This is a genomic window from Micromonospora sp. NBRC 110037 (assembly GCF_001652995.1).
Taxonomy (GTDB): domain Bacteria; phylum Actinomycetota; class Actinomycetes; order Mycobacteriales; family Micromonosporaceae; genus Micromonospora; species Micromonospora chalcea.
The window spans coordinates 13901-36635 of the sequence record NZ_BBVA01000010.1; the positions used below are offsets into that span (position 1 = coordinate 13901).

General features: G+C 72.8%; 24 protein-coding genes. 16 read left to right on the forward strand and 8 right to left on the reverse strand.

Going from position 1 to position 22735, the window contains the following annotated elements:
- Position 1: 1 nt before the first annotated feature.
- Positions 2–685 (reverse strand): trypsin-like serine protease, encoded by a 684-nt coding sequence (locus tag A4R25_RS25360; protein WP_043327542.1) that lies wholly within the window; start codon positions 683–685, stop codon positions 2–4.
- Positions 686–1150: 465 nt separating this feature from the next.
- Here A4R25_RS25360 and purS point away from each other — a divergent pair, with 465 nt between their 5' ends.
- From purS to A4R25_RS25380, 4 genes are all read left to right on the forward strand, one after another.
- Positions 1151–1414: a phosphoribosylformylglycinamidine synthase subunit PurS gene (gene purS, locus A4R25_RS25365; protein WP_043327541.1), complete on the forward strand. Its 264-nt coding sequence runs from the start codon at positions 1151–1153 to the stop codon at positions 1412–1414.
- Entirely contained in the window at positions 1411–2094 is a 684-nt protein-coding gene (gene purQ, locus A4R25_RS25370) for a phosphoribosylformylglycinamidine synthase subunit PurQ (RefSeq protein ID WP_064448336.1), read from the forward strand. Before purS ends, purQ begins: the two co-directional genes overlap by 4 nt.
- 64 nt (positions 2095–2158) lie before the next feature.
- A complete protein-coding gene (gene purL / locus A4R25_RS25375) occupies positions 2159–4831 on the forward strand; it encodes a phosphoribosylformylglycinamidine synthase subunit PurL (RefSeq protein ID WP_064448337.1) in 2673 nt (890 codons plus the stop codon).
- 10 nt (positions 4832–4841) lie between these two features.
- On the forward strand, positions 4842–5591 hold the full coding sequence (locus A4R25_RS25380; RefSeq protein WP_064448462.1) for a 2-phosphosulfolactate phosphatase: 750 nt from the start codon (positions 4842–4844) through the stop codon (positions 5589–5591).
- Between the two features lie 94 nt (positions 5592–5685).
- Here the strand turns inward: A4R25_RS25380 and A4R25_RS25385 are convergent, their stop codons facing one another.
- Positions 5686–7917: a carboxypeptidase-like regulatory domain-containing protein gene (locus tag A4R25_RS25385; RefSeq protein WP_064448463.1), complete on the reverse strand. Its 2232-nt coding sequence runs from the start codon at positions 7915–7917 to the stop codon at positions 5686–5688.
- Between the two features lie 160 nt (positions 7918–8077).
- On the opposite strand from A4R25_RS25385, the gene A4R25_RS25390 reads away from it, so the two are divergent.
- The 5 genes from A4R25_RS25390 to amcA all read left to right on the forward strand — a co-directional run bounded on the left by A4R25_RS25390 (position 8078) and on the right by amcA (position 12742).
- A complete protein-coding gene (locus tag A4R25_RS25390) occupies positions 8078–8431 on the forward strand; it encodes a sterol carrier family protein (protein ID WP_043327538.1) in 354 nt (117 codons plus the stop codon).
- 169 nt (positions 8432–8600) lie between these two features.
- A complete protein-coding gene (gene purF, locus A4R25_RS25395) occupies positions 8601–10118 on the forward strand; it encodes an amidophosphoribosyltransferase (protein WP_043330756.1) in 1518 nt (505 codons plus the stop codon).
- Between the two features lie 57 nt (positions 10119–10175).
- Complete coding sequence (gene purM, locus A4R25_RS25400) at positions 10176–11330, forward strand: phosphoribosylformylglycinamidine cyclo-ligase (RefSeq protein WP_043327537.1); 1155 nt, start codon at positions 10176–10178, stop codon at positions 11328–11330.
- A gap of 127 nt (positions 11331–11457) precedes the next feature.
- Positions 11458–12549: a cyclophane-forming radical SAM peptide maturase AmcB gene (amcB, locus tag A4R25_RS25405; RefSeq protein ID WP_197494971.1), complete on the forward strand. Its 1092-nt coding sequence runs from the start codon at positions 11458–11460 to the stop codon at positions 12547–12549.
- On the forward strand, positions 12530–12742 hold the full coding sequence (gene amcA, locus A4R25_RS25410) for a multiple cyclophane-containing RiPP AmcA (RefSeq protein ID WP_030500600.1): 213 nt from the start codon (positions 12530–12532) through the stop codon (positions 12740–12742). Before amcB ends, amcA begins: the two co-directional genes overlap by 20 nt.
- A gap of 146 nt (positions 12743–12888) precedes the next feature.
- On the opposite strand, the gene A4R25_RS25415 is transcribed toward amcA, so the two are convergent.
- Both A4R25_RS25415 and A4R25_RS25420 read right to left on the reverse strand, forming a co-directional pair.
- Positions 12889–13104: a DUF3073 domain-containing protein gene (locus A4R25_RS25415; RefSeq protein WP_013283429.1), complete on the reverse strand. Its 216-nt coding sequence runs from the start codon at positions 13102–13104 to the stop codon at positions 12889–12891.
- A 292-nt stretch (positions 13105–13396) separates the two neighbouring features.
- Positions 13397–14479, reverse strand: coding sequence for a Glu/Leu/Phe/Val dehydrogenase (locus A4R25_RS25420; RefSeq protein ID WP_043327536.1), 1083 nt, complete (start codon positions 14477–14479; stop codon positions 13397–13399).
- A 174-nt stretch (positions 14480–14653) separates the two neighbouring features.
- Between A4R25_RS25420 and A4R25_RS25425 the strand changes: the two genes are divergently transcribed.
- Positions 14654–15493, forward strand: a complete 840-nt coding sequence (locus A4R25_RS25425) for a hypothetical protein (protein WP_030500602.1) — start codon at positions 14654–14656, stop codon at positions 15491–15493.
- A 256-nt stretch (positions 15494–15749) separates the two neighbouring features.
- Positions 15750–15959, forward strand: coding sequence for a BldC family transcriptional regulator (locus A4R25_RS25430; protein ID WP_007073996.1), 210 nt, complete (start codon positions 15750–15752; stop codon positions 15957–15959).
- 71 nt (positions 15960–16030) lie between these two features.
- Here A4R25_RS25430 and A4R25_RS25435 read toward each other — a convergent pair whose 3' ends face one another.
- Positions 16031–16429: a PPOX class F420-dependent oxidoreductase gene (locus A4R25_RS25435; RefSeq protein WP_064448338.1), complete on the reverse strand. Its 399-nt coding sequence runs from the start codon at positions 16427–16429 to the stop codon at positions 16031–16033.
- 55 nt (positions 16430–16484) lie between these two features.
- Between A4R25_RS25435 and A4R25_RS25440 the strand changes: the two genes are divergently transcribed.
- Complete coding sequence (locus A4R25_RS25440) at positions 16485–17264, forward strand: bifunctional 2-polyprenyl-6-hydroxyphenol methylase/3-demethylubiquinol 3-O-methyltransferase UbiG (RefSeq protein ID WP_064448339.1); 780 nt, start codon at positions 16485–16487, stop codon at positions 17262–17264.
- Between the two features lie 53 nt (positions 17265–17317).
- Here A4R25_RS25440 and A4R25_RS25445 read toward each other — a convergent pair whose 3' ends face one another.
- Complete coding sequence (locus tag A4R25_RS25445; RefSeq protein ID WP_043327533.1) at positions 17318–17605, reverse strand: hypothetical protein; 288 nt, start codon at positions 17603–17605, stop codon at positions 17318–17320.
- Positions 17606–17767: 162 nt separating this feature from the next.
- Between A4R25_RS25445 and A4R25_RS25450 the strand changes: the two genes are divergently transcribed.
- Both A4R25_RS25450 and A4R25_RS25455 read left to right on the forward strand, forming a co-directional pair.
- Positions 17768–18625, forward strand: a complete 858-nt coding sequence (locus A4R25_RS25450; protein ID WP_064448340.1) for a 3-hydroxyacyl-CoA dehydrogenase family protein — start codon at positions 17768–17770, stop codon at positions 18623–18625.
- On the forward strand, positions 18622–19365 hold the full coding sequence (locus A4R25_RS25455; RefSeq protein WP_064448341.1) for an enoyl-CoA hydratase/isomerase family protein: 744 nt from the start codon (positions 18622–18624) through the stop codon (positions 19363–19365). Before A4R25_RS25450 ends, A4R25_RS25455 begins: the two co-directional genes overlap by 4 nt.
- Positions 19366–19425: 60 nt before the next feature.
- On the opposite strand, the gene A4R25_RS25460 is transcribed toward A4R25_RS25455, so the two are convergent.
- Entirely contained in the window at positions 19426–20763 is a 1338-nt protein-coding gene (locus A4R25_RS25460; RefSeq protein WP_043327530.1) for an ABC transporter substrate-binding protein, read from the reverse strand.
- Between the two features lie 166 nt (positions 20764–20929).
- Between A4R25_RS25460 and A4R25_RS25465 the strand changes: the two genes are divergently transcribed.
- Together A4R25_RS25465 and A4R25_RS25470 are read left to right on the forward strand one after the other, a co-directional pair.
- Positions 20930–21319 (forward strand): hypothetical protein, encoded by a 390-nt coding sequence (locus A4R25_RS25465; RefSeq protein WP_043327529.1) that lies wholly within the window; start codon positions 20930–20932, stop codon positions 21317–21319.
- A gap of 44 nt (positions 21320–21363) precedes the next feature.
- The gene (locus A4R25_RS25470; protein WP_064448342.1) at positions 21364–22068 is read left to right on the forward strand and encodes a DUF2786 domain-containing protein; all 705 of its coding nucleotides are present in this window, start codon (positions 21364–21366) and stop codon (positions 22066–22068) included.
- Between the two features lie 20 nt (positions 22069–22088).
- On the opposite strand, the gene A4R25_RS25475 is transcribed toward A4R25_RS25470, so the two are convergent.
- Positions 22089–22601, reverse strand: coding sequence for an SRPBCC family protein (locus tag A4R25_RS25475; RefSeq protein ID WP_064448343.1), 513 nt, complete (start codon positions 22599–22601; stop codon positions 22089–22091).
- Between the last annotated feature and the right edge of the window lie 134 nt (positions 22602–22735).

Genomic DNA, 22735 nt, shown 5'->3' on the forward strand with positions numbered 1-22735 from the left:
GTCAGACACCGGCCGTCGAGGCGATCCAGGACCGGTTGTACGCGACACTGCCGTAGTTCTGGATGCTCTGGCCGTCGGCGGTGGAGGCCACGCCGACCTGCTGGCCGTTGTAGAACTGCGGGCCACCCGAGTCGCCCCGCCAGGCGTTGCCGTTGACCCGGGTGCTCCGGATCGCCTGGCCGCCGTACGCGTCGGTGACGCTGGTGCTGGTCACCCGTACGCTCGCGGTCTTGAGCTGGGGCGACGCGCCGCAACCGCTGTAGCAGGTCATGCCCCAGCCGTAGATGGTGTTCGTGGAGCCGACCGGCGGGTTGCTGCTGGCGAGCGAGACGGCGGAGGTGCTGACCGTGCTGGACAGGCGCAGCAGGGCCAGGTCGTAGCGGGTGTAGGAGGCGCTCACGGTGCGGGTGACGCCACCCGAGGCGTAGTAGACGCTGCCGACCCGCACGGACATGGTGCCGCTGACGCAGTGCCGGGCGGTGAGCACCCACTGGGGCGCGATCACGCTGCCGGAGCAGGTGAACGAGCCGTTGCTGAAGACGGCGGCGGCCCAGGGCGCGGACGAGACGGTGCCGCCACCGATGATCGGCTGCGGGCCGGCCGGCGCGGCGGCGGCGCCGGAGGCGGTGGCCAGGACACCGGCCAGCGCGGTGGTCAGCACGGCGAGCAGGGGACGGAGGCGCATGTCGGGGCTCCTTCTGCGCGACGCCCGGGGTTGCCGGGCAGAATGACACCCGCCGGACGGGGGAGCCGGCGAGAGACATCGATCGGGTGCATCGACATCTGACGATGCATGCTACGGGCGTGCCTCGCGGTGTCACAAGAGATGAATCGAAAAACGCCGATGGCGTGACGTCCGCCGCGTGTCGCGTCGACGTGCTGTCGGATACCTGTCCAAGCTGGGGCGTTTCGCAGCAGAATGCCTGGTAGAGGGGGGTGTGGAGGGTCACCCACAGGCACCGAGCGCAACGAATTCGCATCGACGCAGCAACGAACGGGCAACGGTGCCCGGCCGGCGTCGCCGGTCCCGCCCGGCACTGCCGGAACTGCCCCCGGCCGGTTCGGGCCGGGCGGTATCTGCCAGGTAGGCTGGCTGCGCTCGCCCGATAGTGGGCCGGCACCCAACTGCGTACACAGTCAGGAGTGCCCCGTGCCTCGCGTCGTAGTCGACGTCATGCTCAAGCCCGAGATCCTCGATCCGCAGGGCCAGGCCGTCGCGAACGCGCTGCCCCGGCTCGGCGTCAGCGACGTCGCCTCGGTTCGGATCGGCAGGCGGATCGAGATCGAGTTCACCGGCGAACCGGACCTGGACCGGGCCCGCGAGATCGCCGACAAGCTGCTGGCCAACCCGGTCATCGAGGACTTCACCGTCCGCGTGGTAAACACCGACGAGACCGCGGGCGCGCAGTCGTGACCGCCCGGGTCGGTGTGGTGACCTTCCCCGGCTCGCTCGACGACGGGGACGCGGCCCGCGCCGTGCGGATCGCCGGCGCCGAGGCGATCCGGCTCTGGCACGGCGACCCGGACCTGCACGGGGTGGACGCCGTCGTCCTGCCCGGCGGCTTCTCCTACGGTGACTACCTGCGCTGCGGCGCCATCGCCCGGTTCGCCCCGGTGATGGAGACGATCGTCCAGGCCGCGCGAGGTGGCCTGCCGGTCCTCGGCATCTGCAACGGCTTCCAGATCCTCTGCGAGGCGCACCTGCTGCCCGGCGCGCTCACCCGCAACCAGCACCTGCACTTCCGCAACCGGGACCAGGTCCTGCGGATCGAGGCCACCGGCACCGCCTGGACCAACGCGTTCCAGCCGGGCCAGGAGGTGCTCGTCCCGGTCAAGAACGGCGAGGGCTGCTACGTCGCGGACGCCGCGACGCTCGACCGGCTGGAGGGCGAGGGCCGCGTCGTCGCCCGCTACGTCGGCGGCAACCCCAACGGATCGCTGCGCGACATCGCCGCGATCACCAACGAGGCCGGCAACGTGGTCGGCATCATGCCGCACCCCGAGCACGCGGTGGAGGCGCTCACCGGCCCGTCCCTGGACGGCCTCGGCTTCTTCACCTCGGTGCTCAAGCACCTGGTGGGAGCGCCGGCGTGATGGTGGCCGTGATCATCGGTCGGCTCACCCGCCGCACGGGCGGCGAGCGCAACAAGGAGACGTCATGACCACCCATCCGGACCCGGCCCTGCGGGAGCCGCAGGGCGGCCCGACCGACGAGTGGGCGCCGGGCGTGGACACCGTCCCCCGGGCCGCCGAGACGCCGGAAGAGCTTCAGCCGTACGCCGAGCTGGGCCTCCGCGACGACGAGTACGACCGGATCCGGCACATCCTCGGCCGCCGGCCCACCCAGGCCGAGCTGGCCATGTACTCGATCATGTGGAGCGAGCACTGCTCCTACAAGTCGAGCAAGGTGCACCTGCGCCAGTTCGGTGAGAAGGCCCCGCCGAGCGACCGGCTGCTCGCCGGCATCGGGGAGAACGCCGGCGTGGTCCAGGTCTCCGACGAGCTGGCGGTGACCTTCAAGGTCGAGTCGCACAACCACCCGAGCTTCGTCGAGCCGTACCAGGGCGCGGCGACCGGCGTCGGCGGCATCGTCCGCGACATCCTCGCCATGGGCGCGCGCCCGGTCGCCGTGATGGACCCGCTGCGCTTCGGCGCGGCCGACCACCCGGACACCGCCCGGGTGCTGCCCGGCGTGGTCGCCGGCGTCGGCGGCTACGGCAACTGCCTCGGCCTGCCCAACATCGGCGGCGAGGTCGTCTTCGACCCCTGCTACCAGGGCAACCCGCTGGTCAACGCGCTCTGCCTGGGCGTGCTGCCGGTCGACCGGCTGCAGAAGAAGGACGCCACCGGCCCCGGCAACATCGTGGTCCTGATGGGCGCCAAGACCGGCCGCGACGGCATCGGCGGCGTGTCGGTGCTGGCCAGCGCCACCTTCGACGAGGGCAGCGAGCAGCGCCGCCCGTCCGTGCAGGTCGGCGACCCGTTCATGGAGAAGCTACTGATCGAGGCGTGCCTGGAGCTGTACGACGCCGAACTGGTCGTCGGCATCCAGGACCTCGGCGGCGCCGGCCTGACCTGCGCGCTCACCGAGACCGCCGCCTCCGCCGGCACCGGCATGCGGGTGTGGCTGGAGCGGGTGCCGCTGCGCGAGCCGTCGATGGAGCCGCACGAGATCCTGGCCAGCGAGTCCCAGGAGCGGATGCTGCTCGTCGTCTCGCCGGACAAGCTCGACGCGGTCCTCAAGACCGCCGAGAAGTGGGGCGTCTGGGCCACCGCCATCGGCGAGGTCACCGCGCCGTCCCCGGACGGCCAGCCGGGCCGCCTGGTCGTCACCTGGCGCGACCAGCTCGTGGTGGACGTGCCGCCGGGCTCGCTCGTCGACGACGGCCCGGTCTACGCCCGGCCGATGCGCGAGCCGGCCGACCTGATCCTGCTCCAGGCCGACCGCGCCGAGACGCTGCCCCGGCCGAACACCCCGGAGGCGCTCCGGGAGACCGTGCTGCGCATGATCGCGTCGCCCAACCTGGCCGACAAGACCTGGGTCACCGAGCAGTACGACCGCTACGTGCTCGGCAACACCGTGCTCGCCCAGCCGGAGGACTCCGGCGTGATCCGGATCGACGAGCGCAGCGGCCTCGGCGTCGCGCTCTCCGTCGACGGCAACGGCCGGTACGCCCGCCTCGACCCGTACCACGGGACGAAGCTGGCGCTGGCCGAGGCGTACCGGAACGTGGCGGTGACCGGCGCGAAGCCGATCGCGGTCACCAACTGCCTGAACTTCGGCTCGCCGGAGGACCCGGGCGTGATGTGGCAGTTCGCCGAGGCCGTACGCGGCCTGGCGGACGGCTGCCTGGAGCTGGGCATCCCGGTGACCGGCGGCAACGTCAGCTTCTACAACCAGACCGGCGCGGCGGCCATCCACCCGACCCCGGTGGTCGGCGTGCTCGGCGTGCTCGACGACGTGGCGAACCGGGTGCCGATGGGCTTCGTGCCCCGCGCGGCCGGCGACCACGACCAGCTCTTCCTGCTGGGCGAGACGCACGTCGAGCTGTCCGGCTCGGAGTGGGCCTGGGTGACCCACGAGCACCTGGGCGGCATCCCGCCGCAGGTCGACCTGGCCCGTGAGCGGCAGCTCGCCGAGCTGCTGGCCGAGGCGGCCCGCGTCGGTCACCTCAGCTCGGCGCACGATCTCTCCGACGGCGGCCTGGCGCAGAGCCTGGTCGAGTCGGCCCTGCGCCGCGGCGTCGGCGCCCGGGTCGTGGTGCCGGAGCACTTCGCCGGTGGCTCGATGCCGTTCGTGTTCCTGTTCAGCGAGTCCGCCGGCCGGGCGCTGGTGTCGGTGCCGCGCGGGCACGAGAAGGCGTTCACCGCCCTCTGCGCCGAGCGCGGCGTGCCGTGGGAGTTCATCGGCGTCACCGACCCGGCCTCCGGCGCGCTGGAGGTGCACGGCCAGTTCCGGATCGGCCTGGACGAGCTGCGCGAGGCGCACAGCGGCACGCTGCCGCGCCTGTTCGGCGCGGCCGAGGCGGCGCGGGTGGAGGTGGCGGCGACCCGTACCGGGACCACCACCGTGCTTCCGGCCACCGCCGAGCAGCCGGTCGGCGTGGACCCGGCCGAGGTCGCCTCCGAGCCGATCACCGAGACGGGCACGGACGCCTCGCCGGCCGAGGCGCCCGCGCCGGCCGCCACCGACTCCGCTCCGGCCGCGTCCGACGCGGATTCCGACGAGACCGCGCCGGCCTCCGACGCGATCCCGGCGCAGGACGCTTCGGCGCCTGCCGACGGGTCCGACGGCCCGGCTCCCGGTGAGCCGGCGCCGGACCGGCGCTGAGGCCCCGGCCTTGGCCGTATTCGCCCAGCCCGGCGCCGGTGCCCGCTTCGACTGGGGACTGACCGGGGCGGCGGAGCTCGGCCGGGTCTGCGCCGCCCTGGTGGTGGTGGACGTGCTGTCGTTCACCACCGCCGTGGAGGTGGCGGTGAGCCGCGGCATGCGGGTACACCCGTTCCCGTGGGGCGAGCAGGCCGCCGACTACGCCCGCCGGGTCGGCGCCGTAGCCGCGGTGGGCCGCCGGAGGACGACAGCGGAGCACCCGTGGTCGCTCTCCCCGGCGGCGCTGCGGGCCGCGCCCGTCGTCGCCGACCTGGTGCTGCCGTCGCCGAACGGCTCGGCGATCAGCGCCGCCGCGAGCGCCACCGGAGTGCCGGTGGTCGCGGCCTGCCTGCGCAACGCGCGCGCCGTCGGGCGCTGGCTCCGCACCCAGGGGTACGGCTCGACCGACGCTCCCGTGGGTGTGGTGGCGGCCGGGGAGCGCTGGCCCGACGGGTCACTGCGGCCCTGCGTGGAGGACCAGCTCGGCGCGGCCTGCGTGCTCGACGCGCTCGCCGGGGTGCCCGGCGGACTTTCGGTGGAGGCAGCGATGGCGCTGGCCGCGCTCGCCAGCACCCCTGATGTGCCGGCGGCGGTGCGGGGGTGCGTGTCCGGCCGGGAACTCGCCGAGGGTGGCTTCGCCGAGGACGTCGACGTGGCGACCGAGGTCGGCGTCTCCGACGTGGTGCCGGTGCTGCGCCAGGACTACTTCGCCGCCGCCTGAGTCACCGGCTCCACCACCCGCTCGACGGGGTATCAACCAACGACTGTGGCCGCCCGCGAACGCGGGCGGCCACAGTCATGCGTGCTGGTGGCTGTCAGTCGTCCAGCCAGTCGAGACGCCGGCCGCCGCGGTCCCCCTGCGCGTCCGGGCGGGCGCGACCGGCCTGCGCCGGGTCGTTGGGGTAGGCGTTGTCGTAGCCGCCACCGCGCTGCTGCGGCGGCTCCTGGCCGTAACCACCCTGCTGGCCGTAGCCGCCCTGCGGGGACTGGCTGTAGCCGTCGCCGTATCCGCCGCCCTGCTGGCCGTATCCGCCCGCCTGGTGCCCGCCGTCGTATCCGCCGGTGCTGCCGTAGCCGCCACCGGCCGGGGCGTTGTCGTAGCCGCCCTGCTGGCGACCGGCGTCGTAGCCACCGGCCGGGCTGTCGTATCCACCGGCCGGAGCGTCGCCGTAGCCGCCCTGCTGGCGGCCGGCGTCGTAGCCACCGGCCGGGGCGTCGTACCCGCCTGCGGGCGCGCTGTCGTAGCCACCAGCCGGGGCGTCGCCGTATCCACCGGTGGCCCGGCCACCGCCGTAGCCCGCGTCGCCGTAGCCACCGGCGCCGCCGTAGCCGCCCGCCGGGGCGTCGCCGTAACCGCCCTGCTGGCGGCCGCTGTCGTAGCCGCCGGTGGGCGCGTTGTCGTAGCCACCCGAGGCGGCGCCGTACCCGCCGCCGGAGCGGTAGCCGTCACCCTGCTCCGCGCCGCGGCCGTACCCGGCCGGGCCGGACTGGTCGTACCCGCGGTCCTGCTCCGGCTGGTAGGTGCTGGTCGGGTACGGGTCGGCCGCCGGCGCGTACTGCGTGCTGTCGCCGGTGTAGCGGCCGGTGGGCTCGTCGAAGCGCTCGTTGCCGTAGCCGCCGCCCTGGGCCGCGTATCCGGCCGCGCCGGCCGCGGCGCCCGCGGCGTAGTCCGGGCTGCCGTAGCCGGCCCCGGAGGACGGACCGTTGCCGTAGCCGCCGCCCGAGGAGGGCGCGGTGCCGTATCCGCCGCCGGAGGCGGGCGCGTCGCCGTAGCCGTTGCCGGCGCCGTAGCCGCCCTGCCCGGGCGCGTCGTCGCCGTAGCCGTACCCGGCCTGTCCCGCGCCGACGCCGTACGCCGGTCCGGGCGGTGCGCCGTACGGGTCCGGTGGGACGTCGTCCACGACCGGCCGCTGGAGCATGGTGGGGGCGTCGCTGATCGACGGGCCGCCGACCATCGTCGCCGCCGGTCCGGCGCCCATGCCGTTCACGACGCGGGTCTGGTCGTCGGTGCCGTGGTAGGCGCCCCGGGCCGCGGGGATCGCGCCGGCCGCGGCGGCGCCGCCGGGGCCACCCGGACCGACCGGTCCACCCGGGCCGTCGCCGTCACCGTCGTCGCCCTCGTTCTTGCGCCGCATGTAGAGCAGCACGATGGTGCCCACACCGACGGCGACGAACAGACCGCCGAGCAGGATCAGCAGCCAGGAGCCCATGCCCCCGGAGTCCTCGTTCGCGGTCGGCTCCTGGGCGGCCGGCGCGTCGGTGGCTGGGGTGTCGGCCGGGTCCTCCTCGAGCGGCTCGTCCGACGGCGGGGCGGACTCACTCGCCGACGGGGTGGCGCTCGGGCTCGCCGACGCCCGCAGCTGAATGCTGAGCCGGACGCCGGTCACGGACTGGCCGGCGCTGGCGTTTATCGACCTGGCGACCGGGGTGGCGCCGTCGGTCGAGGCGCCCACCTCGATCCGGCCGGGTGCGATCGGGTTGGAGTCGGAGCCGCTGAAGCTGAAGTTGCCGTTGCCGCTGGTGTTGGTACGGCGCTCCTTGCCCGCGCTGTCGCGCAGCATGACGAGGGCGCCTTCGATCGGGTCGCCGTCGGCGTTCACCACCTTGCCGGACACCGTCTTGACGGTCTGCGGCTGGTCCGGCGTGGGCGGCGCGGCCGCCCTGACGGTGACACGGAGCGGACGCGCGCCCCCGCCGCTCACCGTGATTCGTGCTGAGGCGTTATTGGCGGGAGCGTTGGCGGCAGCCGACAGGTTCAGCGTGACCGTCTGGTCCTGCTCGCCGTTGAAATCGACCCGGCCGCAGCCTCCGCAGTTGACGCCGTCGGGCAGGTCCTGCACGTCGATATCGGCAGAGGTCTCACCGTTGTTCGGGCGAACCGTGACCGTGACTGCGCTGCTTCGGCCGGCCTCGATCGTCACGGAGTTAGTCGCGGTGACGATCTGTGCGGCCAGGGCGGGGGTGGCGGGGACGGTGAGCAGGGCGCCGAAGAGCAGCGCTACGACCACACCGGCCCGCTGCTTCCAGGCACGTCGGTGTGTTGACACGTCCACCGCCTTCCGGGTCTGATCTCTCCGCCGGCCGCTCGGCCGAGGTTGATCACTCACGGTACGAATAACGCCGTCGGCAACTATGCCTTGTCTGACCGGATCATCTCTACCCAGGGCCGCCGCAGGGCGGCGTTCTGCCGGGTCGTATCGTCCCGTCGTGTCCTCTCCGCACGCTTATTCCGAAGCGGTACTCGCCGCCCTGGCGGCGCTGGACGAGGGGCGTACGCCCGAACGGCCGGTCCTCCGGGAGGCGGTCCGGACCCTCTTGGCTGCCCTCACGGATCGCGCCCCCGGCCGATCGGTGGAGGTGCGCGTCCCACCCTACGGTGCGGTGCAGTGCGTGAGTGGTCCACGACACACCCGCGGCACGCCCCCGAACGTGGTGGAGATGGACCCGCCGACGTGGCTGGCGCTCGCCACCGGACGCCTCGACTGGGCGCGAGCGGTCACCGACGGTCGCGTACGGGTGTCGGGGAACCGGGCCGACCTTTCCGCGTACCTCCCGATTTAGCCGGCGGACGGCCGCAACCCGCACTCACCCTGAGCGGGGACTCCGTGACTGTCGGTATCGACTGCTGTTCGCGTACACTGAGACCCGACGACGGTCCCGGCCCATAGCGTGCGGAGCTGACCCCCGACTCCGCCAGGCCAGTCCAGACCCCACCAAGAGGGAGCGGCAGGTGCCCCGAGGCGATGGCCGGCTGAGCCACGACCTTGACCCCGAGCGACCCGGCCCCCAGGACGCGTGCGGCGTCTTCGGCGTCTGGGCCCCCGGGGAAGAGGTCGCCAACCTCACCTACTTCGGGCTCTACGCCCTCCAGCACCGGGGCCAGGAGGCCGCGGGCATCGCAGTGAGCGACGGTTCCGGCGTCGTGGTCTACAAGGATCTCGGCCTGGTCGCCCAGGTGTTCGACGAGCCGACGCTGGCGAGCCTGCGCGGGCACGTCGCGATCGGGCACGCGCGCTACTCCACCACCGGCGGCTCGACCTGGGAGAACGCCCAGCCGACGATCCGCGCCACCAGCGCCGGCACCACCATCGCGCTGGCGCACAACGGCAACCTGGTCAACACCGCCGAGCTGCAGCGCGAGGCCGCAGTGCGCGGGCTCGACCCGGACGGCTCGACGAACGACACCTCGCTGGTGACGATGCTGCTGGCCAGCCGGCCCGACCTGTCGGTCGAGGCGGCGGCGCTGGAGGTGCTGCCGCAACTGCGCGGCGCGTTCAGCTTCGTTTTCATGGACGAGTCGACGCTCTACGCGGCGCGCGACGCGCACGGCGTACGCCCGCTGGTGCTCGGCCGGCTCGAACGCGGCTGGGTGGTGGCCAGCGAGACCGCCGCGCTGGACATCGTCGGCGCGAGCGTGGTCCGCGAGGTCGAGCCGGGCGAGCTGATCGCCATCGACGAGAACGGGCTGCGCTCCAGCCGGTTCGCCGCGCCCGAGCCCAAGGGCTGCCTCTTCGAGTACGTGTACATCGCCCGGCCGGACGCCACCATCGCCGGCCGTAACGTGCACGCCGCGCGGGTGCAGATCGGCCGTCAGCTCGCCAAGGAGCACCCGGTCGAGGCCGACCTGGTGATCCCGGTGCCGGAGTCCGGCACGCCGGCCGCGATCGGCTACGCCGAGGAATCAGGCATCACCTACGGCCAGGGCCTGATGAAGAACCCGTACGTCGGGCGCACCTTCATCCAGCCCTCGCAGACGCTGCGCGCGCTCGGCGTCCGGCTGAAGCTGAACCCGCTGCGGCAGAACGTACGCGGCAAGCGCCTGGTGGTGGTGGACGACTCGATCGTCCGCGGAACCACCCAGCGGGCGATCGTCCGGTTGCTACGCGAGGCGGGCGCCCTCGAGGTCCATGTCCGGATCTCCTCGCCGCCGGTGAGCTGGCCCTGCTTCTACGGCATCGACTTCGCCACCCGGGCCGAACTGCTGGCCAACGGGCTGGACAACGAGGGCATCCGGCGCTCGATCGGCGCCGACACGCTCGGGTACGTATCGCTGCCCGGTCTCATCGCCGCGACCGAGCAGCCGAAGAGCCGGCTCTGCCGGGCGTGCTTCGATGGGGAGTATCCGATCGAACTGCCGGCCGGGAACCTGATCGGCAAGCACGTGCTCGAAGGAGTGGGACGCCGGGTCGCCGCCGAGGCGGCCGGGCCGACCGGTCCGCTCGTCGCCACACCGACCCACCACCCGTAGCACCACCGACGCGGGTCCGGCCGCTCCGGGCTCGCGGGAACCACAAAGGGGAGAACCGTGACGCACGTGTCCGAGCGCAGCGGCGCAGGATCCAGCCCGACGGGCGCCGGCGGCGACCGCCAGCCCTGGTCGGCGGGGTCCGGCCGGACGCAGCGCAAACGCTCGGTCTCGTACGCCGACGCCGGGGTGTCGATCGAGGCGGGCGACCGCGCGGTCGAGCTGCTCAAGTCCAAGGTCAAGGAGACCCGGCGCCCGGAGGTCCTGGGTGACCTGGGCGGCTTCGCCGGCCTGTTCCGGCTGGACACGAAGAAGTACAAGAATCCGATCCTGGCCTCCTCGACCGACGGCGTCGGCACCAAGCTGGTGATCGCGCAGCAGCTCGACATCCACGACACGGTCGGCATCGACCTGGTCGCCATGGTCGTCGACGACCTGGTCGCCTGCGGCGCCGAGCCGCTGTTCCTGCTCGACTACATCGCCACCGGCGAGGTCGTGCCGGACAAGGTCGCCGAGATCGGCGCGGGCATCGCGGACGGCTGCCGGTACGCCGGCTGCGCGCTGCTGGGTGGCGAGACCGCCGAGCACCCGGGCGTGCTGCGCCCCGACGAGTACGACATCTCCGCCACCGGCGTCGGCGTGGTGGAGGAGAGCGAGATCCTCACCCCGGAGCGGGTGGAGGTGGGTGACGTGGTGATCGCCATGCGCTCCTCCGGCCTGCACTCCAACGGCTACTCCCTGGTCCGGCACGTGCTGCTGGGCGCCGGCCGGATGCGGCTGGACGTGGTGATCGACGACTTCGGCCGCCAGCGGACGCTCGGCGAGGAGCTGCTCACCCCGACCAAGATCTACGCGCAGGACTGCCTCAAGCTGATCGCCGAGGCCGAGGTGCGGGCGCTGGCCCACGTCACCGGTGGCGGCATCCCCGGCAACCTGGTCCGGGTGCTACCCGAGCACGTCGACGCCGTGGTCAACCGCTCCACCTGGAAGCCACAGCCGATCTTCGATCTGATCCAGACCAAGGGCCGGATCGAGGACCCGGAGATGGAGGCGACGTTCAACATGGGCGTCGGCATGTTCGCGATCGTCTCCGCCGAGGACGCCGACCGCGCGCTGGCCACCCTGACCGGCCGGGGCGTGGACGCCTGGCAGGCGGGCGAGATCATCGAGGGGTCCGGCAACGTGCAGATGGTCGGGCAGCACACCCGGGGCTGATCACCCTGCGCCGATCGGCCGGGCACCTGATCGGGGGTTCACCCGAGCGGTCGCCGCGGCCTAGCCTGGAGGTTCGGTTTTCAGGCAGGCGGGGGAGGTGCTGATGGCCGCACGTGCGCCCGAAGGGATGCGGGGTATCGCCGCCGTCCCGTCGTACGTGGTGATGCAGCCGACCACCCTGTGCAACCTCGACTGCGCCTACTGCTACCTGCCGCTTCGGGCGGCCGATCGGCGGATGCCGGTGGCCGTCGCCGAGGCGGTGGCGGCGTCGGTGAACCCGTGGGCGACGGGTGGTCGCTTCTCCGTGGTCTGGCACGGCGGCGAGCCGCTCGCGGCCGGCCGGGAGCATCTGGCCGCGCTGCTGGCGCCGTTCGGGCCGGACGTCGAGCACCACGTGCAGACGAACGCCACGCTGATCGACGACGCCTGGTGCGCGTTCTTCGCCGAGCACCGGGTGCGGGTCAGCGTCAGCGTGGACGGGCCACGGGCCCGCAACGCCGAGCGGGTCACCCGGGGCGGGCGGCCCGCGTACGACCGGATCGTGGCCGGCGTGGCGGCGCTGCGCCGCCACGGCGTGCCGTTCTCGGCGCTGGCTGTGGTGTCCCGGCCGGAGCCGGGCCTGGCGACCGAGCTGTACGACTACTTCCTCGACCTGGGCTGCGACGTGCTCGGCGTCAACATCGAGGAGACCGAGGGCGTCAACACCCGGACCAACGCCCGGGACGCGGGCGCGGTCACCGGGTTCTGGGCGGAGCTGGTCGCGGCCTGGCGGCGTGATCCCCGGATCCACCTGCGCGAGGTGGAGTGGTCGCTGCGGTACGCGGGCGCGGTGCTGGCCGGCACCGCCGACGACCTGCTGCCCCGCCGCCTCGACCCGATCCCGACGGTCGGGCACGACGGTTCGGTGGTGGTGCTCTCGCCGGAGCTGGCCGGCTTCACGGACCCGCACTACGGCGACTTCACCAGCGGGAACGTGCTCACCACCCCGCTGGGCGAGATCGTCGCCGACGCGGCCGGCACGCCCTGGGTGGGCGAGTTCCTCACCGGCGTGGAGGCGTGCCGGACGTCCTGCGCGTACTTCGGCTTCTGTGGGGGTGGGCACGCCGCCAACCGCTACTTCGAGCTGGGGCGTTTCGACGGTACGGAGACCGAGCACTGCCGGAACAGCAAGATCCGCCTACTGGAGGGAGTGTTGGAGCATGCCCGAGACCATCAGTGACACCGACCGGGGGGCAGTGGCCGACCGGGTGCGGGACGCCGCTGCGGGGCTTACCGCTCTGCTCCGTGAGGCGGAGGCGGCGCGGCTGCTGCGGGCGGAGGTGTCGGGCGGCGACGGCGCCAACGCGGTCTGCGCCTGGAACCACTTCGAGAACATCCCGACGTTCTACAACTGGAACAACCGGCCGCGCTGAGGGCTCGGTTCCGCGATCAGGGACCTGCCGGCGAGTCGGGGCGGCACCCCGGCACGGCAGGTCCCTGATCGTCGGTCGTACGCCGGCTCAGCAGAGCACATGCGTGAGCACGCGGGGGTTACCGCGTGCTCAGATGTGACCGGAGGTCAGCGGGTCGGACGAGCCCAGGTGTCCGGGTCGTCGTCCGCGTGGTCCTCGTCATCGTCGTCGACATACTCTTTGTAGTCGTCGTCGAAGTTGTGCTCAGACTTCCCACTACCCGCCAGTTCGCGCTGCAAGGCGGTTAGGTCGGTGTTCGGGGAGTGATACTTCAACTCCCGCGCCACCTTCGTCTGCTTGGCCTTAGCACGGCCGCGCCCCATGGCTCGACCCCCTCGCACAGAATGCGGGGCAGCCCGAAGGCGGGCCCCGATGACGTCAGGCATCTCTCGTGGCTCTTACGGTACATGGGGATGCCATCGTTCGGCACCTCGGGTCACCGTCGACCGGACCTGCGCGTCGCAGTGGTCCAGCCGTCACCAAGTGTACCGGGTAAGGGGTAAGGTCCGGGGCTGGCCGTGACAGCGGACAAATGGGTACGAACGGGCCCGAGGCTCAGCTTAACGCGCACGGCCTCCGGGGGTGGAGTCGCCGCTCCGCCCCCGGAGGTGAGCTTCACCGCAGATGGATCGCGCGCAGCCGGCCGACCTCGGCCATCCGCCGCTCGGCGAGCCGGTCCGCGGCCACCGCCGGGGGTACGCCCTCGTCGTCGGCGAGCTGGAGGATCTGCCGGGTGGTGTCGAAGATCCGGGTGGCGCGCAGCTTGGCGCGCTCGAAGTTGAAGCCCTCGATCTCGTCGGCCACCTGGATCACGCCGCCCGCGTTCACCACGTAGTCCGGGGTGTAGAGGATGCCCCGGTCGGCGAGCACCTTCTCGATGCCCGAGTGGGCGAGCTGGTTGTTCGCCGCTCCGGTGACGACCTTCGCCCGCAGCACCGGCACGGTCTCGTCGTTCAGCGCGCCGCCGAGCGCGCACGGGGCGTACACGTCGATGTCGGAGGCGACCAGCGCCGCGGTGTCGTCGACCAGGGTGACCTGCGGGTGGGTGGCGCGCGCCCACTCCAGGGCGCGCGGGTTCACGTCGGTCGCCACCACCTCGGCGCCGTCGTCGAGCAGGTGGGCGGTCAGGTACTTGCCGACCTTGCCCAGCCCGGCCACGCCGACCCGGCGGCCGGCCAGCGTCGGGCTGCCCCAGACGTGCTCGGCGGCGGCACGCATGCCCTGGAACACGCCCCACGCGGTGAGGATCGAGGAGTCGCCCGCGCCGCCGTGCTCCACGCTGCGGCCGGTGACGTACCGGGTCTCGCGCGCGATCACGTCCATGTCCGCGACGTACGTGCCGACGTCACAGGCGGTGTAGTAGCGGCCGTTGAGCGACTCGACGAAGCGGCCGTACGCGCGCAGCAGCGCCTCGCTCTTGATCTGCTCGGGGTCGCCCCAGATGACCGCCTTGCCGCCACCGAGGTCGAGGTTCGCCAGCGCGTTCTTGTAGGCCATGCCGCGGGAGAGGTCGAGCACGTCGGCGAGGGCGTCGGCCTCCGTGGCGTACGGGTAGAACCGGGTCCCGCCGAGCGCGGGGCCCAGCGCGGTGGAGTAGATCCCGATGATCGCCTTCAGGCCGGACTGCTTGTCCTGGCAGAACACGACCTGCTCATGCCCCGTGGAAACGGGGTCGTCGGTGCTGGCGAATACGCCCATGGCTGACTCCTGTGTCGGTGAGCGCCCTTGTGGGGAGCGGAACCTGGTGGCACGCCGGCGGGATGCTGCCGGTGTCTCTGAGCCTAATATCGGCCCGAACCGTACTGTCGCGCACGTCACGCCACGGGCTCACGGGCGGCGACGGGCGGTCCCGTCTCGTGGGAGGATCGCGCCGTGCCGTCGCTCTTCGCTTCATACCTGCGCGTGTACGAGCCGCTGACCGCCTTCGACCGGGACCGGCAGTCCTACTGGCGCCGGTACGTCAGCGAGGGCCGGGCGATCGCCCCGCTGGAAGGGCCGGTACGACAACGGACCGCCGTGATCGAGGCGCTGGGCGCGGGCTGGACCCGGCTGCCCGACCTGCCCGACGAGGCGTACGTCCTGGAGTCGGACGACTCGTTGCTGGTCTGCCCCTGGAACCTGCGCATCCGGGTCGCCGAGGCGGCGCTGAGCGCCCGCGACGGCGTGCCCTCGGTGCTGGCCGACGCGTTCGTGCCGCCGGTGCTCGCCGGGCAGGCCAAGGCCGTGGTGGAGGACTGGCGCAGCGGCGCCCGGGTGCTGGAGCACGGCGTGCCCCGGGTGCACGAGCAGATCGCCACCTGGGGCGTGCCGCTGCGCTGGTTCGTGCTGTTCGAGGCGGGTGAGCGGCACCTGGTCACCGAGCCGGAGCGGCGCGCGCTGCGCTACCGCACCGAGATCTCCAAGGCGCGCCGCCGCGCGTCGCGGGCGCTGTCGGTGCTGCGCAAGTCGATCGGCGAGGCGCCGATCACCGAGGCGGTCGAGGAGGCGGCCCGGTGGCTGGAGGAGTTCCACCCGCGCTCGGTGGTCGAGCTGGACTACGGCGGCCTGGTGCAACTGCTGCCGGACGAGACGCTCGAGGCCGACGACTCGACCGATCTGGTGGCCACCGGACTGTCCGGACTGGGCCGGGGCGAGGCCGAGGAGGCGTCCGCCGCGTACGACAAGCTGGTCGCCCGCTGGCGCGCGGTGCAGCTGTTGGAGCGCTGCAACTGACGCCCGGTTTACCCCGATAAGTGGTCTTGGACACGAGAGTGTCTCGTAGTTGATGCGTCACGAACCGTGATCATGAGTCCTAATAAGGTAGTTTCTGCGGCATAAAAGTCGTAAAAATCGGGCATGCTTCATCCGTCCGTCTAGGGACCTTCAGCCGTTCGGCCCATGTCGGACATCGGGGACTAGCCGGACCATGGGAGACGCGTCGGCCGGCGGGACCCCGGCCGATGTCTATACATGTGGAGGAGTGACCCCGATGGCATCGCGAACGCACGAACCTGAGCCGCTACTCACACCGGCCGAGGTGGCGTCGATGTTCCGTGTCGACCCGAAGACGGTGACCCGGTGGGCCAAGGCTGGCAAGCTCAGCGCCATCCGGACCCTTGGCGGCCACCGCCGCTACCGTGAGTCAGAGGTTCGGGCGCTACTGCAGGGGCAGATCCCCCAGCAGCGCCAGGGAGACTGACGAACCGGCGTTCTCCGGCGTTCCGATCAGGGGCGGTGCCGTCGCGGCGCCGCCCTTAATCGTGCCCGGGCTCAATCGTGTCCGGGGGCCGCGCCGTCCAGCACGATCCGCAGCCCCACCGTGCCCCCCTCGCCCCGGCGCAGCCGGCTGCCGAGCAGGCTCAGCCGCCCGATCAGCCGGTACTTCTGCTTGAGCAGGCCCCGCACCCGCCGGGTGCTCTCCGGATCGGCGATCGTCGCGTGTGCCGGCACCGCCTCGCCGTGCGGTCGCCCGCGCACGTCGCACGGCGCCACAGTGACCCGGCCGTCGCGCCGGATCCGCTTCACCTTGCCGGAGTCGGACACCGTCCACACCGCCAGCGAGTCACCGTCGCGTACCGCCCACACCGGTGTCGCCACCGCCCGGCCGTCCTTGCGGAACGTGGTGAGCAGGACGTACTTCTCCGCCGCCAGGCGGTCCAGGTCGGTCACGCCGCCCAGGATACGGCGGCCACGGCGCCGCCGACCCCCGGATAGCGTTGCGGGCATGACCGGGGAACCCGAGATCGGCGACGTGTTCGGCGAGATGATCCGCGACGCGTACGCGGTCGCCACCGGGATCGGACCCCGGCCGATGGCCGGTGGACGCCTGCCCCGGCCGGTCATCGAGATCATCGAGCGGGACGACGGGCTGATCAACGGCGCGCCCGCCGGGCACTACCTGGACCCGCCGCAGCTGTGGCAGCCGCACGACCACCGGGCGGTGGACCGGGTACGCGGGCACGTGCTCGACGTCGGCGTCGGCGCCGGACGGATCGCGCTGGAACTCCAGGAGCGCGGCGTGCCCGTCACCGGCCTGGACACCTCGCTGGGCGCGCTGCGGGTCAGCCGGCACCGGGGCGTACGCGACCTCGTCCACGGCACCGTCGACGAGCACACCGCCGACGGGCCGCGCTACGACACGTTCCTGCTGCTCGGCAACAACCTCGGGCTGTTCGAGGGGCGGGAACGGGCGCCGACGATGCTGGCCGCGCTCGCCGCCCTGGCCCGCCCCGGCGCCCGGGTGATCGCCCACGGCACCGACCCGTACGGCACCACCGACCCGGTGCACACCGCCTATCACGAGCGCAACCGGCAGCAGGGCCGGATCGGCGGGCAACTGCGGCTGCGGCTGCGCTACCGGCTGCTCGGCACCGGGTGGTTCGACTACCTGGTCTGCTCGCCCGAGGAGTTCGCCGAGCTGGTCCACGGCTCACCGTGGCGACTGGCCGACGTGGACGACACCGACCACCCGTACTACCTCGCCACGCTGGAGCTGCGGCGTTAGGAAGGGCCCCTTTCAAGCGCCCAGGCGTTAACAAGGGGCCCTTCCTTACATGCTCAGACCTGGACGGTGGGGGTGGTCTGCTCCGGGGGCAGTCCGCCGTCGCCGTCGACCACCTCGTCCGGCGTGCCGTCCTCGTCGATGTCCACCATGGTGATGTCCACCTTGCCGTCACCGTCGGTGTCGAACTGGAACAGGTCGGCCTTGCCGTCGCCGTCGGTGTCCACCACCCACACGTCGGTCTTGCCGTCGTTGTTGGTGTCCGCGCGGAGCAGGTCCACCCGCTCGTCGCCGCGGGTCTCGACCGTCTCGGTGTTCTCCGCGCTCTCCGGTGCCTGGCTCATCTCGTTCCTTCCTTCGACGTTGACGGCCGTCCTTACCCCGTCCGCTCCGCCCCCACTCATCCCGGCGGCCCGGCCCTGCATAGGGTCGCATGCAGGAACGAGCGAGCGGACGGGCCCGGCGGCGGAGACCCCGCGCGCCCCCGCCGCGGCGAGGGGACACCGATGAGTGGTCGTTTTGTGGTCGTCGGGGCCGGCACCATGGGCCTCGGCATCGCGTACGTGGCGGCCGGCGCCGGGTACGCGGTCGAACTGGTCGAGGTCGACCCCGGGCGGGGCGCCGAGGCCGTCCGCCGGCTCGGCGAGCTGTGGGACCGGGGCGTGCAGCGCGGCAAGCTGACCGAGGAGGCCGCCACCGCCAACCGCGGGCGCGTCACGTTGCGGGCCGGGCTCACCGAGGTGCCCGAGGGCGCCGACGTGATCGTGGAGGCGGTGCCCGAGCGGCTCGACCTGAAGCGCGCCGTGCTGCGCGAGGCGGAGAGCCGCCGCCCCGCGCTGCTGGGCAGCAACACGTCCAGCATCCCGATCGCCGAACTGGCCGCCGGGCTGGACCGCCCGGCCGACTTCGTCGGACTGCACTTCTTCAACCCGGTCTGGGCGATGGCGCTGCTGGAGGTCGTGGTCGGCCCGGCCACCGCGCCGCAGACCACCGAGGCGGCCGTCGCGCTCGCCGCCCGGCTGGGCAAGGACCCCGTCGTCGTACGCGACATGCCCGGCTTCGCCACCTCCCGCCTCGGCGTCACGCTCGGCCTGGAGGCGATCCGGATGGTGGCCGACGAGGTGGCGAGCCCGGCCGACATCGACAAGGCGATGGTGCTCGGCTACCGGCACCCGATCGGCCCGCTGGAGCTGACCGACCTGGTCGGACTGGATGTGCGGCTCGACATCGCGCGTACGCTCCAGGCCGCGTACGGGGACCGCTTCGCGCCGCCGCCGCTGCTGGTCGAGATGGTGGCCGCCGGGAAGCTGGGCAAGAAGTCCGGGCAGGGCTTCTACACCTGGAAGGACGGCCAGAAGAAATGAGCGGGCTGCGGATCGAGGAGCTGCCGGACCGGCTGGTCGTGACGCTGGACCGGCCGGAGAAACGCAACGCGATCGACGCCGACCTGGTGGCCGAGCTGCACGCGGTCTGCGCCGACCTGGAGGCACGCCCCCGGCTGTTGCTGCTCACCGGCGGGACGGCGGGCATCTTTGCCGGCGGCGCCGACATCGCCCAGCTGCGCGAGCGCGGCCGGCTGGACGCGCTGGCCGCCATCAACCAGGGCGTCTTCGCCCGCATCCGGGCGCTCCCGATGCCCACCGTGGCCGCCGTCGACGGGCCGGCGCTGGGCGGCGGCGCCGAACTCGCGTACGCCTGCGATTTGCGGGTGTGCACGGACCGCGCGGTCTTCGGTCAGCCCGAGGTGCGGCTGGGCATCCTGGCCGGCGCGGGCGCGACCTACCGGCTGCCGGCGTTGATCGGTGAGGCCCGCGCCAAGGAACTGCTCTTCACCGGCCGGCGGGTGGACGCCGCGGAGGCGCTGCGGATCGGGCTGGTGAACCGGGTGGTGGCCGAACCGGACGAGCTGCTGCCCACCGCGCACGGCCTGCTCGACGAGATGGCGAAGGGCTCCGCGCTGGCCCTGCGGCTGACCAAGCTGGCGGTGGACGCCCCGGCGGCCGCGCACCCGCAACTCGACCTGCTCAGCCAGGCGGTGCTCTTCGAGGACGAGGAGAAACACCGGCGGATGACCGAGTTCCTGGACCGGCGCAAGGCGCGCTGAGCCGGAACACGACGAGGGCCGCGCCGGTGTTCCCGGTGCGGCCCTCGTCGTCGGCGCTTCTCAGCGTCTGATCTGGACTCCGGCGTCCGCCAGAGCCGGGATCGCCGGCGCGGACTCGGCGAAGCCGATGAGCAGCAGCGCCTCCGGCCCGTACGCCTTGATCTCCTGGGCGATGCCGGAGAAGTCGACGGGGGTCTTCGGGTCCTCCGGCGGCTCGTAGGTCAGCAGCTTGACCCGGTCCGCGCCGATGCCGGCCTTCTCCAGCTCCGAACGGACGTTCTCCTGGAGGCCCTCGCCGTAGGAGTCCTTACGGGCCAGGATCGCGATCTTGCGCGGCCCGTCCCGGAGCATCACGTCGGCCAGCGCGCGACCCTGGAGGCTGTCCGGCGGGGCGGTACGGAAGTAGAGGCCGTTGTCGTCCACCGCGCTCAGCCCCGCGTCGGTGTTCGACGGCGAGAACAGGATCCGCCCGGCGGCCACCACGTCCGGCAGCACCGCCCGGGAGATGCCCGAACCACCGGCGCCGATGATGACGTGGACGCCCTCCCGGACGTGCGAGGCGACAGTGGCCTTCGCGACCGCCGGGTTGGTGCCGTCGTCGCCCTCGACCCACCTCACCGGCTCACCGAGCACACCACCGGCGGCGTTGACCTCGCGGAGCGCGAGCGCGGCGCCGGCGGCCAGCGGCGGGTACGCCAGCGCCAGGTCACCGGTCTTCGGCAGGAGGCCGCCGAGGACCAGCGGCGCGTCCTTCGCCTTCCCGTCGCGCAGCTTGCGACCGCGCGGCGGCGTCTTGCTGCTCGCCCCGGACTCCTCACCGGCGCCGACGAACTCGGTCTTGCTGTCGTCGATCTTCTGGTTGTCGAAGTGCATGGTGCCGTAGCTGGCGGTGGCCGGCTCGCCGTTGTCGGTGAACCCGGCCCGGGTGAGCGACACGCCCCGGTACTGGATGTCCTGACCGGCGCGGGCGAGCTGGAGGCAGGTCGCCACCTCGTCGCAGCGCTCGCCGCCGGTGGTGACCCCGACGATCTGCTTGGCGATCTCGCCCGGCGCGGTGGTGCCGGCGAGCTGGGCGGCCAGCGCGCTGATCACGACCGCGTCGTAGGACTCGGCGGAGTAGAGGAAGTCACCCAGCTTCGCGTCTACGGCGAGTAGTCGTTCCTTGAAGCTCTCGGGCAGCGGAGTGAGGGGCGTGGTGCCCTTCATCCCGTTCACCAGATCCGCCCGATCCTTCAGCTCGGCTGGGTATGAATTGAGCATGTTGCCGTCGGTGCCGTAGAGGCGCACCTGGGTGGCGGGCGCTTCTTCCGGCTCGTCGCTCCCGCAGGCGCTCGTGGCGAGCAGGAGCGCCGCGCAGGCCATGGACAGGGCCGCGCGCGACGTGCGTGTTCTCAGCATGGTCGTCCTTCCTCCGGCGAAGGTCCGCTGCGCACCTTAGCGTGCCCACGCGGTAGGCGGGACTGTGGAGTCGGCTCCGTCGGCACCCCGACTGCGGGAATCACGCTGCGTGTTCATCGAGCGATTTCCGGGTCACGGCTTGACCCCCGGCGCTACTGTTCCGCGGGTGAACGACGAAGCACAGCAGACGCTGGACGACGCGACCGCCGTGCTCCGTTCCGCCCTCGCCGGCGACGGCGCCGGGGTGGTGGGCACGTTCGACGCGGTGGTGGACCGCTCCGGCCTGGCCGGGGCGTACGGGGTGGCGTGGTGCCTGGCCGCCACCATGCTCGGCGACGACGCGCCGGCCGGCGGGGCGGCCCTCGACTTCCCCGGCATCGACCAGGCCGACTACGACACCCGCTGGGTGGCCCGCTTCGTCAGCGCGTGCGCCAACGACGACGCCGACACCGGTGAGGCGCTGTTCGGCGCGGCCGCCGCCGACGGGCTGCTGCCCGACTGCCTGCTCACCCTCGCCGGCTCGACCATCGCCACGCTGCGCAGCCGGTCCGACTGAGCCCGCCGCGCCGCGACGCGCGCCGGCTGTGATAGCTCTGGGTCATGTCCGAGGCGATGCTCAGCAAGGTGCGCAAGCTGCTCGCCCAGGCCGAGGACCCGGCCTGCACGCCCGCCGAGTCAGCCGCGTTCACGGCCAAGGCCACCGAGCTGATCGCCCGTTACGGCGTCGACCGGGCGCTGCTCGCGGCACGCGACCCGGCCGTCGACCCGGTGGGCGACCGGACGGTCGAGGTGGTCGCGCCGTACGCCCGGGACAAGGCCGGACTGCTGGCCGCGGTCGCCGAGCCGTTGCGCTGCCGCTGCGTACGCCGACGGCAGGGCAACGGTTTCGCCATGCACCTGTTCGGCTTCGCCAGCGACCTGGAACGCGTCGAGTTGCTGTTCACCTCGCTGCTGGTGCAGGCCGCGCACGGACTGGCGGGAGCCGCCGTGCCGGACGGGGAGCACCCGGCCGCGTTCCGGCGTACCTGGCTGGCCGGCTTCGCGTACGTCGTCGCGCAGCGGCTGCGCGCAGCCGAGGAGAACGCGGTGGCCGAGGCGGGCGGCCCCTCGACGGCCCTGGTACTCGCCGACCGTTCCGACCGCGTCCAGCGCCGGGTCGCCGAGGCGTACCCCAGGTTGCGCACCGCGCCGCGACGGCGCCTCGCGGGCGGTGGTTTCGCGCCGGGCGCGGACGCCGGCCGCCGCGCCGACCTCGGCGGCACCGGCGTGCCCGGCGCCGCGGCGACGCCGGGCATCACCGGCTGACCGGGCCCATCGGGTACGGGTCAGGCGGTGCGGGCGACCGTCGCCAGGTAGCGGCAGAGCAACTCGTGCCAGCCGGCCGTGAGCGCCTCGCGGTAGCCCTCGGCCGCGGCGCCGTGCCGGTCGAAGTAGCGGTGCTCGACCTCGACCCGGGTCAGTTCCGGGCCCTCGGGGTGGAACAGGACCTCCACCTCGCTGGCGCCGGCCGGGTCCGGCACCGGCACCCGGTCCGGGCCGATCTGCCAGGTGAAGACCAGACGCCTAGGCGGATCCCAGGTCAGCACGCGGCCCCAGTCGTTGCGGAAGCCGTACGGGCCGATCTCGTAGAGCATGCCGCCGGCCCGGGGTTCGATGCCGAGCGCGGCGAGCGCCTGCGGGCCGGACCAGGTGTACTCGCGTACCCACCAGTCGGCGAGCGATCCGGTGAACACGGCGTACGCCCGCTCGGCCGACGCCGGGGCGAACAGGTTGCTGCGGAGGGAGAAGCGGTCGGATTCCTGCCGGACCTCATCCGGATCGGCCATCTCCTGTCCCATAGGTCCGGACCATACCGGCTCATGTCTCGGTGCGCAGCTTCCGTTGCGCCCGCTTCCGGACACCGGGAACGCCGCTCCACGACAGCGCTGTGTGGTGGGACAGGCGCGCCGAGTTGGCGGAACGCCTCGGGGCG

Coding starts and splice junctions, on each gene's coding strand:
- A4R25_RS25360 (WP_043327542.1), bottom strand. CDS start 685: ATGCGCCTCCGTCCCCTGCTCGCCGTGCTGACCACCGCGCTGGCCGGT.
- A4R25_RS25450 (WP_064448340.1), top strand. CDS start 17,768: ATGAGTGGTCGTTTTGTGGTCGTCGGGGCCGGCACCATGGGCCTCGGC.
- A4R25_RS25420 (WP_043327536.1), bottom strand. CDS start 14,479: ATGGGCGTATTCGCCAGCACCGACGACCCCGTTTCCACGGGGCATGAG.
- amcB (WP_197494971.1), top strand. CDS start 11,458: ATGCGGGGTATCGCCGCCGTCCCGTCGTACGTGGTGATGCAGCCGACC.
- A4R25_RS25460 (WP_043327530.1), bottom strand. CDS start 20,763: ATGCTGAGAACACGCACGTCGCGCGCGGCCCTGTCCATGGCCTGCGCG.
- A4R25_RS25470 (WP_064448342.1), top strand. CDS start 21,364: ATGTCCGAGGCGATGCTCAGCAAGGTGCGCAAGCTGCTCGCCCAGGCC.
- A4R25_RS25455 (WP_064448341.1), top strand. CDS start 18,622: ATGAGCGGGCTGCGGATCGAGGAGCTGCCGGACCGGCTGGTCGTGACG.
- purL (WP_064448337.1), top strand. CDS start 2,159: ATGACCACCCATCCGGACCCGGCCCTGCGGGAGCCGCAGGGCGGCCCG.
- A4R25_RS25440 (WP_064448339.1), top strand. CDS start 16,485: ATGACCGGGGAACCCGAGATCGGCGACGTGTTCGGCGAGATGATCCGC.
- A4R25_RS25415 (WP_013283429.1), bottom strand. CDS start 13,104: ATGGGGCGCGGCCGTGCTAAGGCCAAGCAGACGAAGGTGGCGCGGGAG.
- A4R25_RS25430 (WP_007073996.1), top strand. CDS start 15,750: ATGGCATCGCGAACGCACGAACCTGAGCCGCTACTCACACCGGCCGAG.
- amcA (WP_030500600.1), top strand. CDS start 12,530: ATGCCCGAGACCATCAGTGACACCGACCGGGGGGCAGTGGCCGACCGG.
- A4R25_RS25445 (WP_043327533.1), bottom strand. CDS start 17,605: ATGAGCCAGGCACCGGAGAGCGCGGAGAACACCGAGACGGTCGAGACC.
- A4R25_RS25475 (WP_064448343.1), bottom strand. CDS start 22,601: ATGGGACAGGAGATGGCCGATCCGGATGAGGTCCGGCAGGAATCCGAC.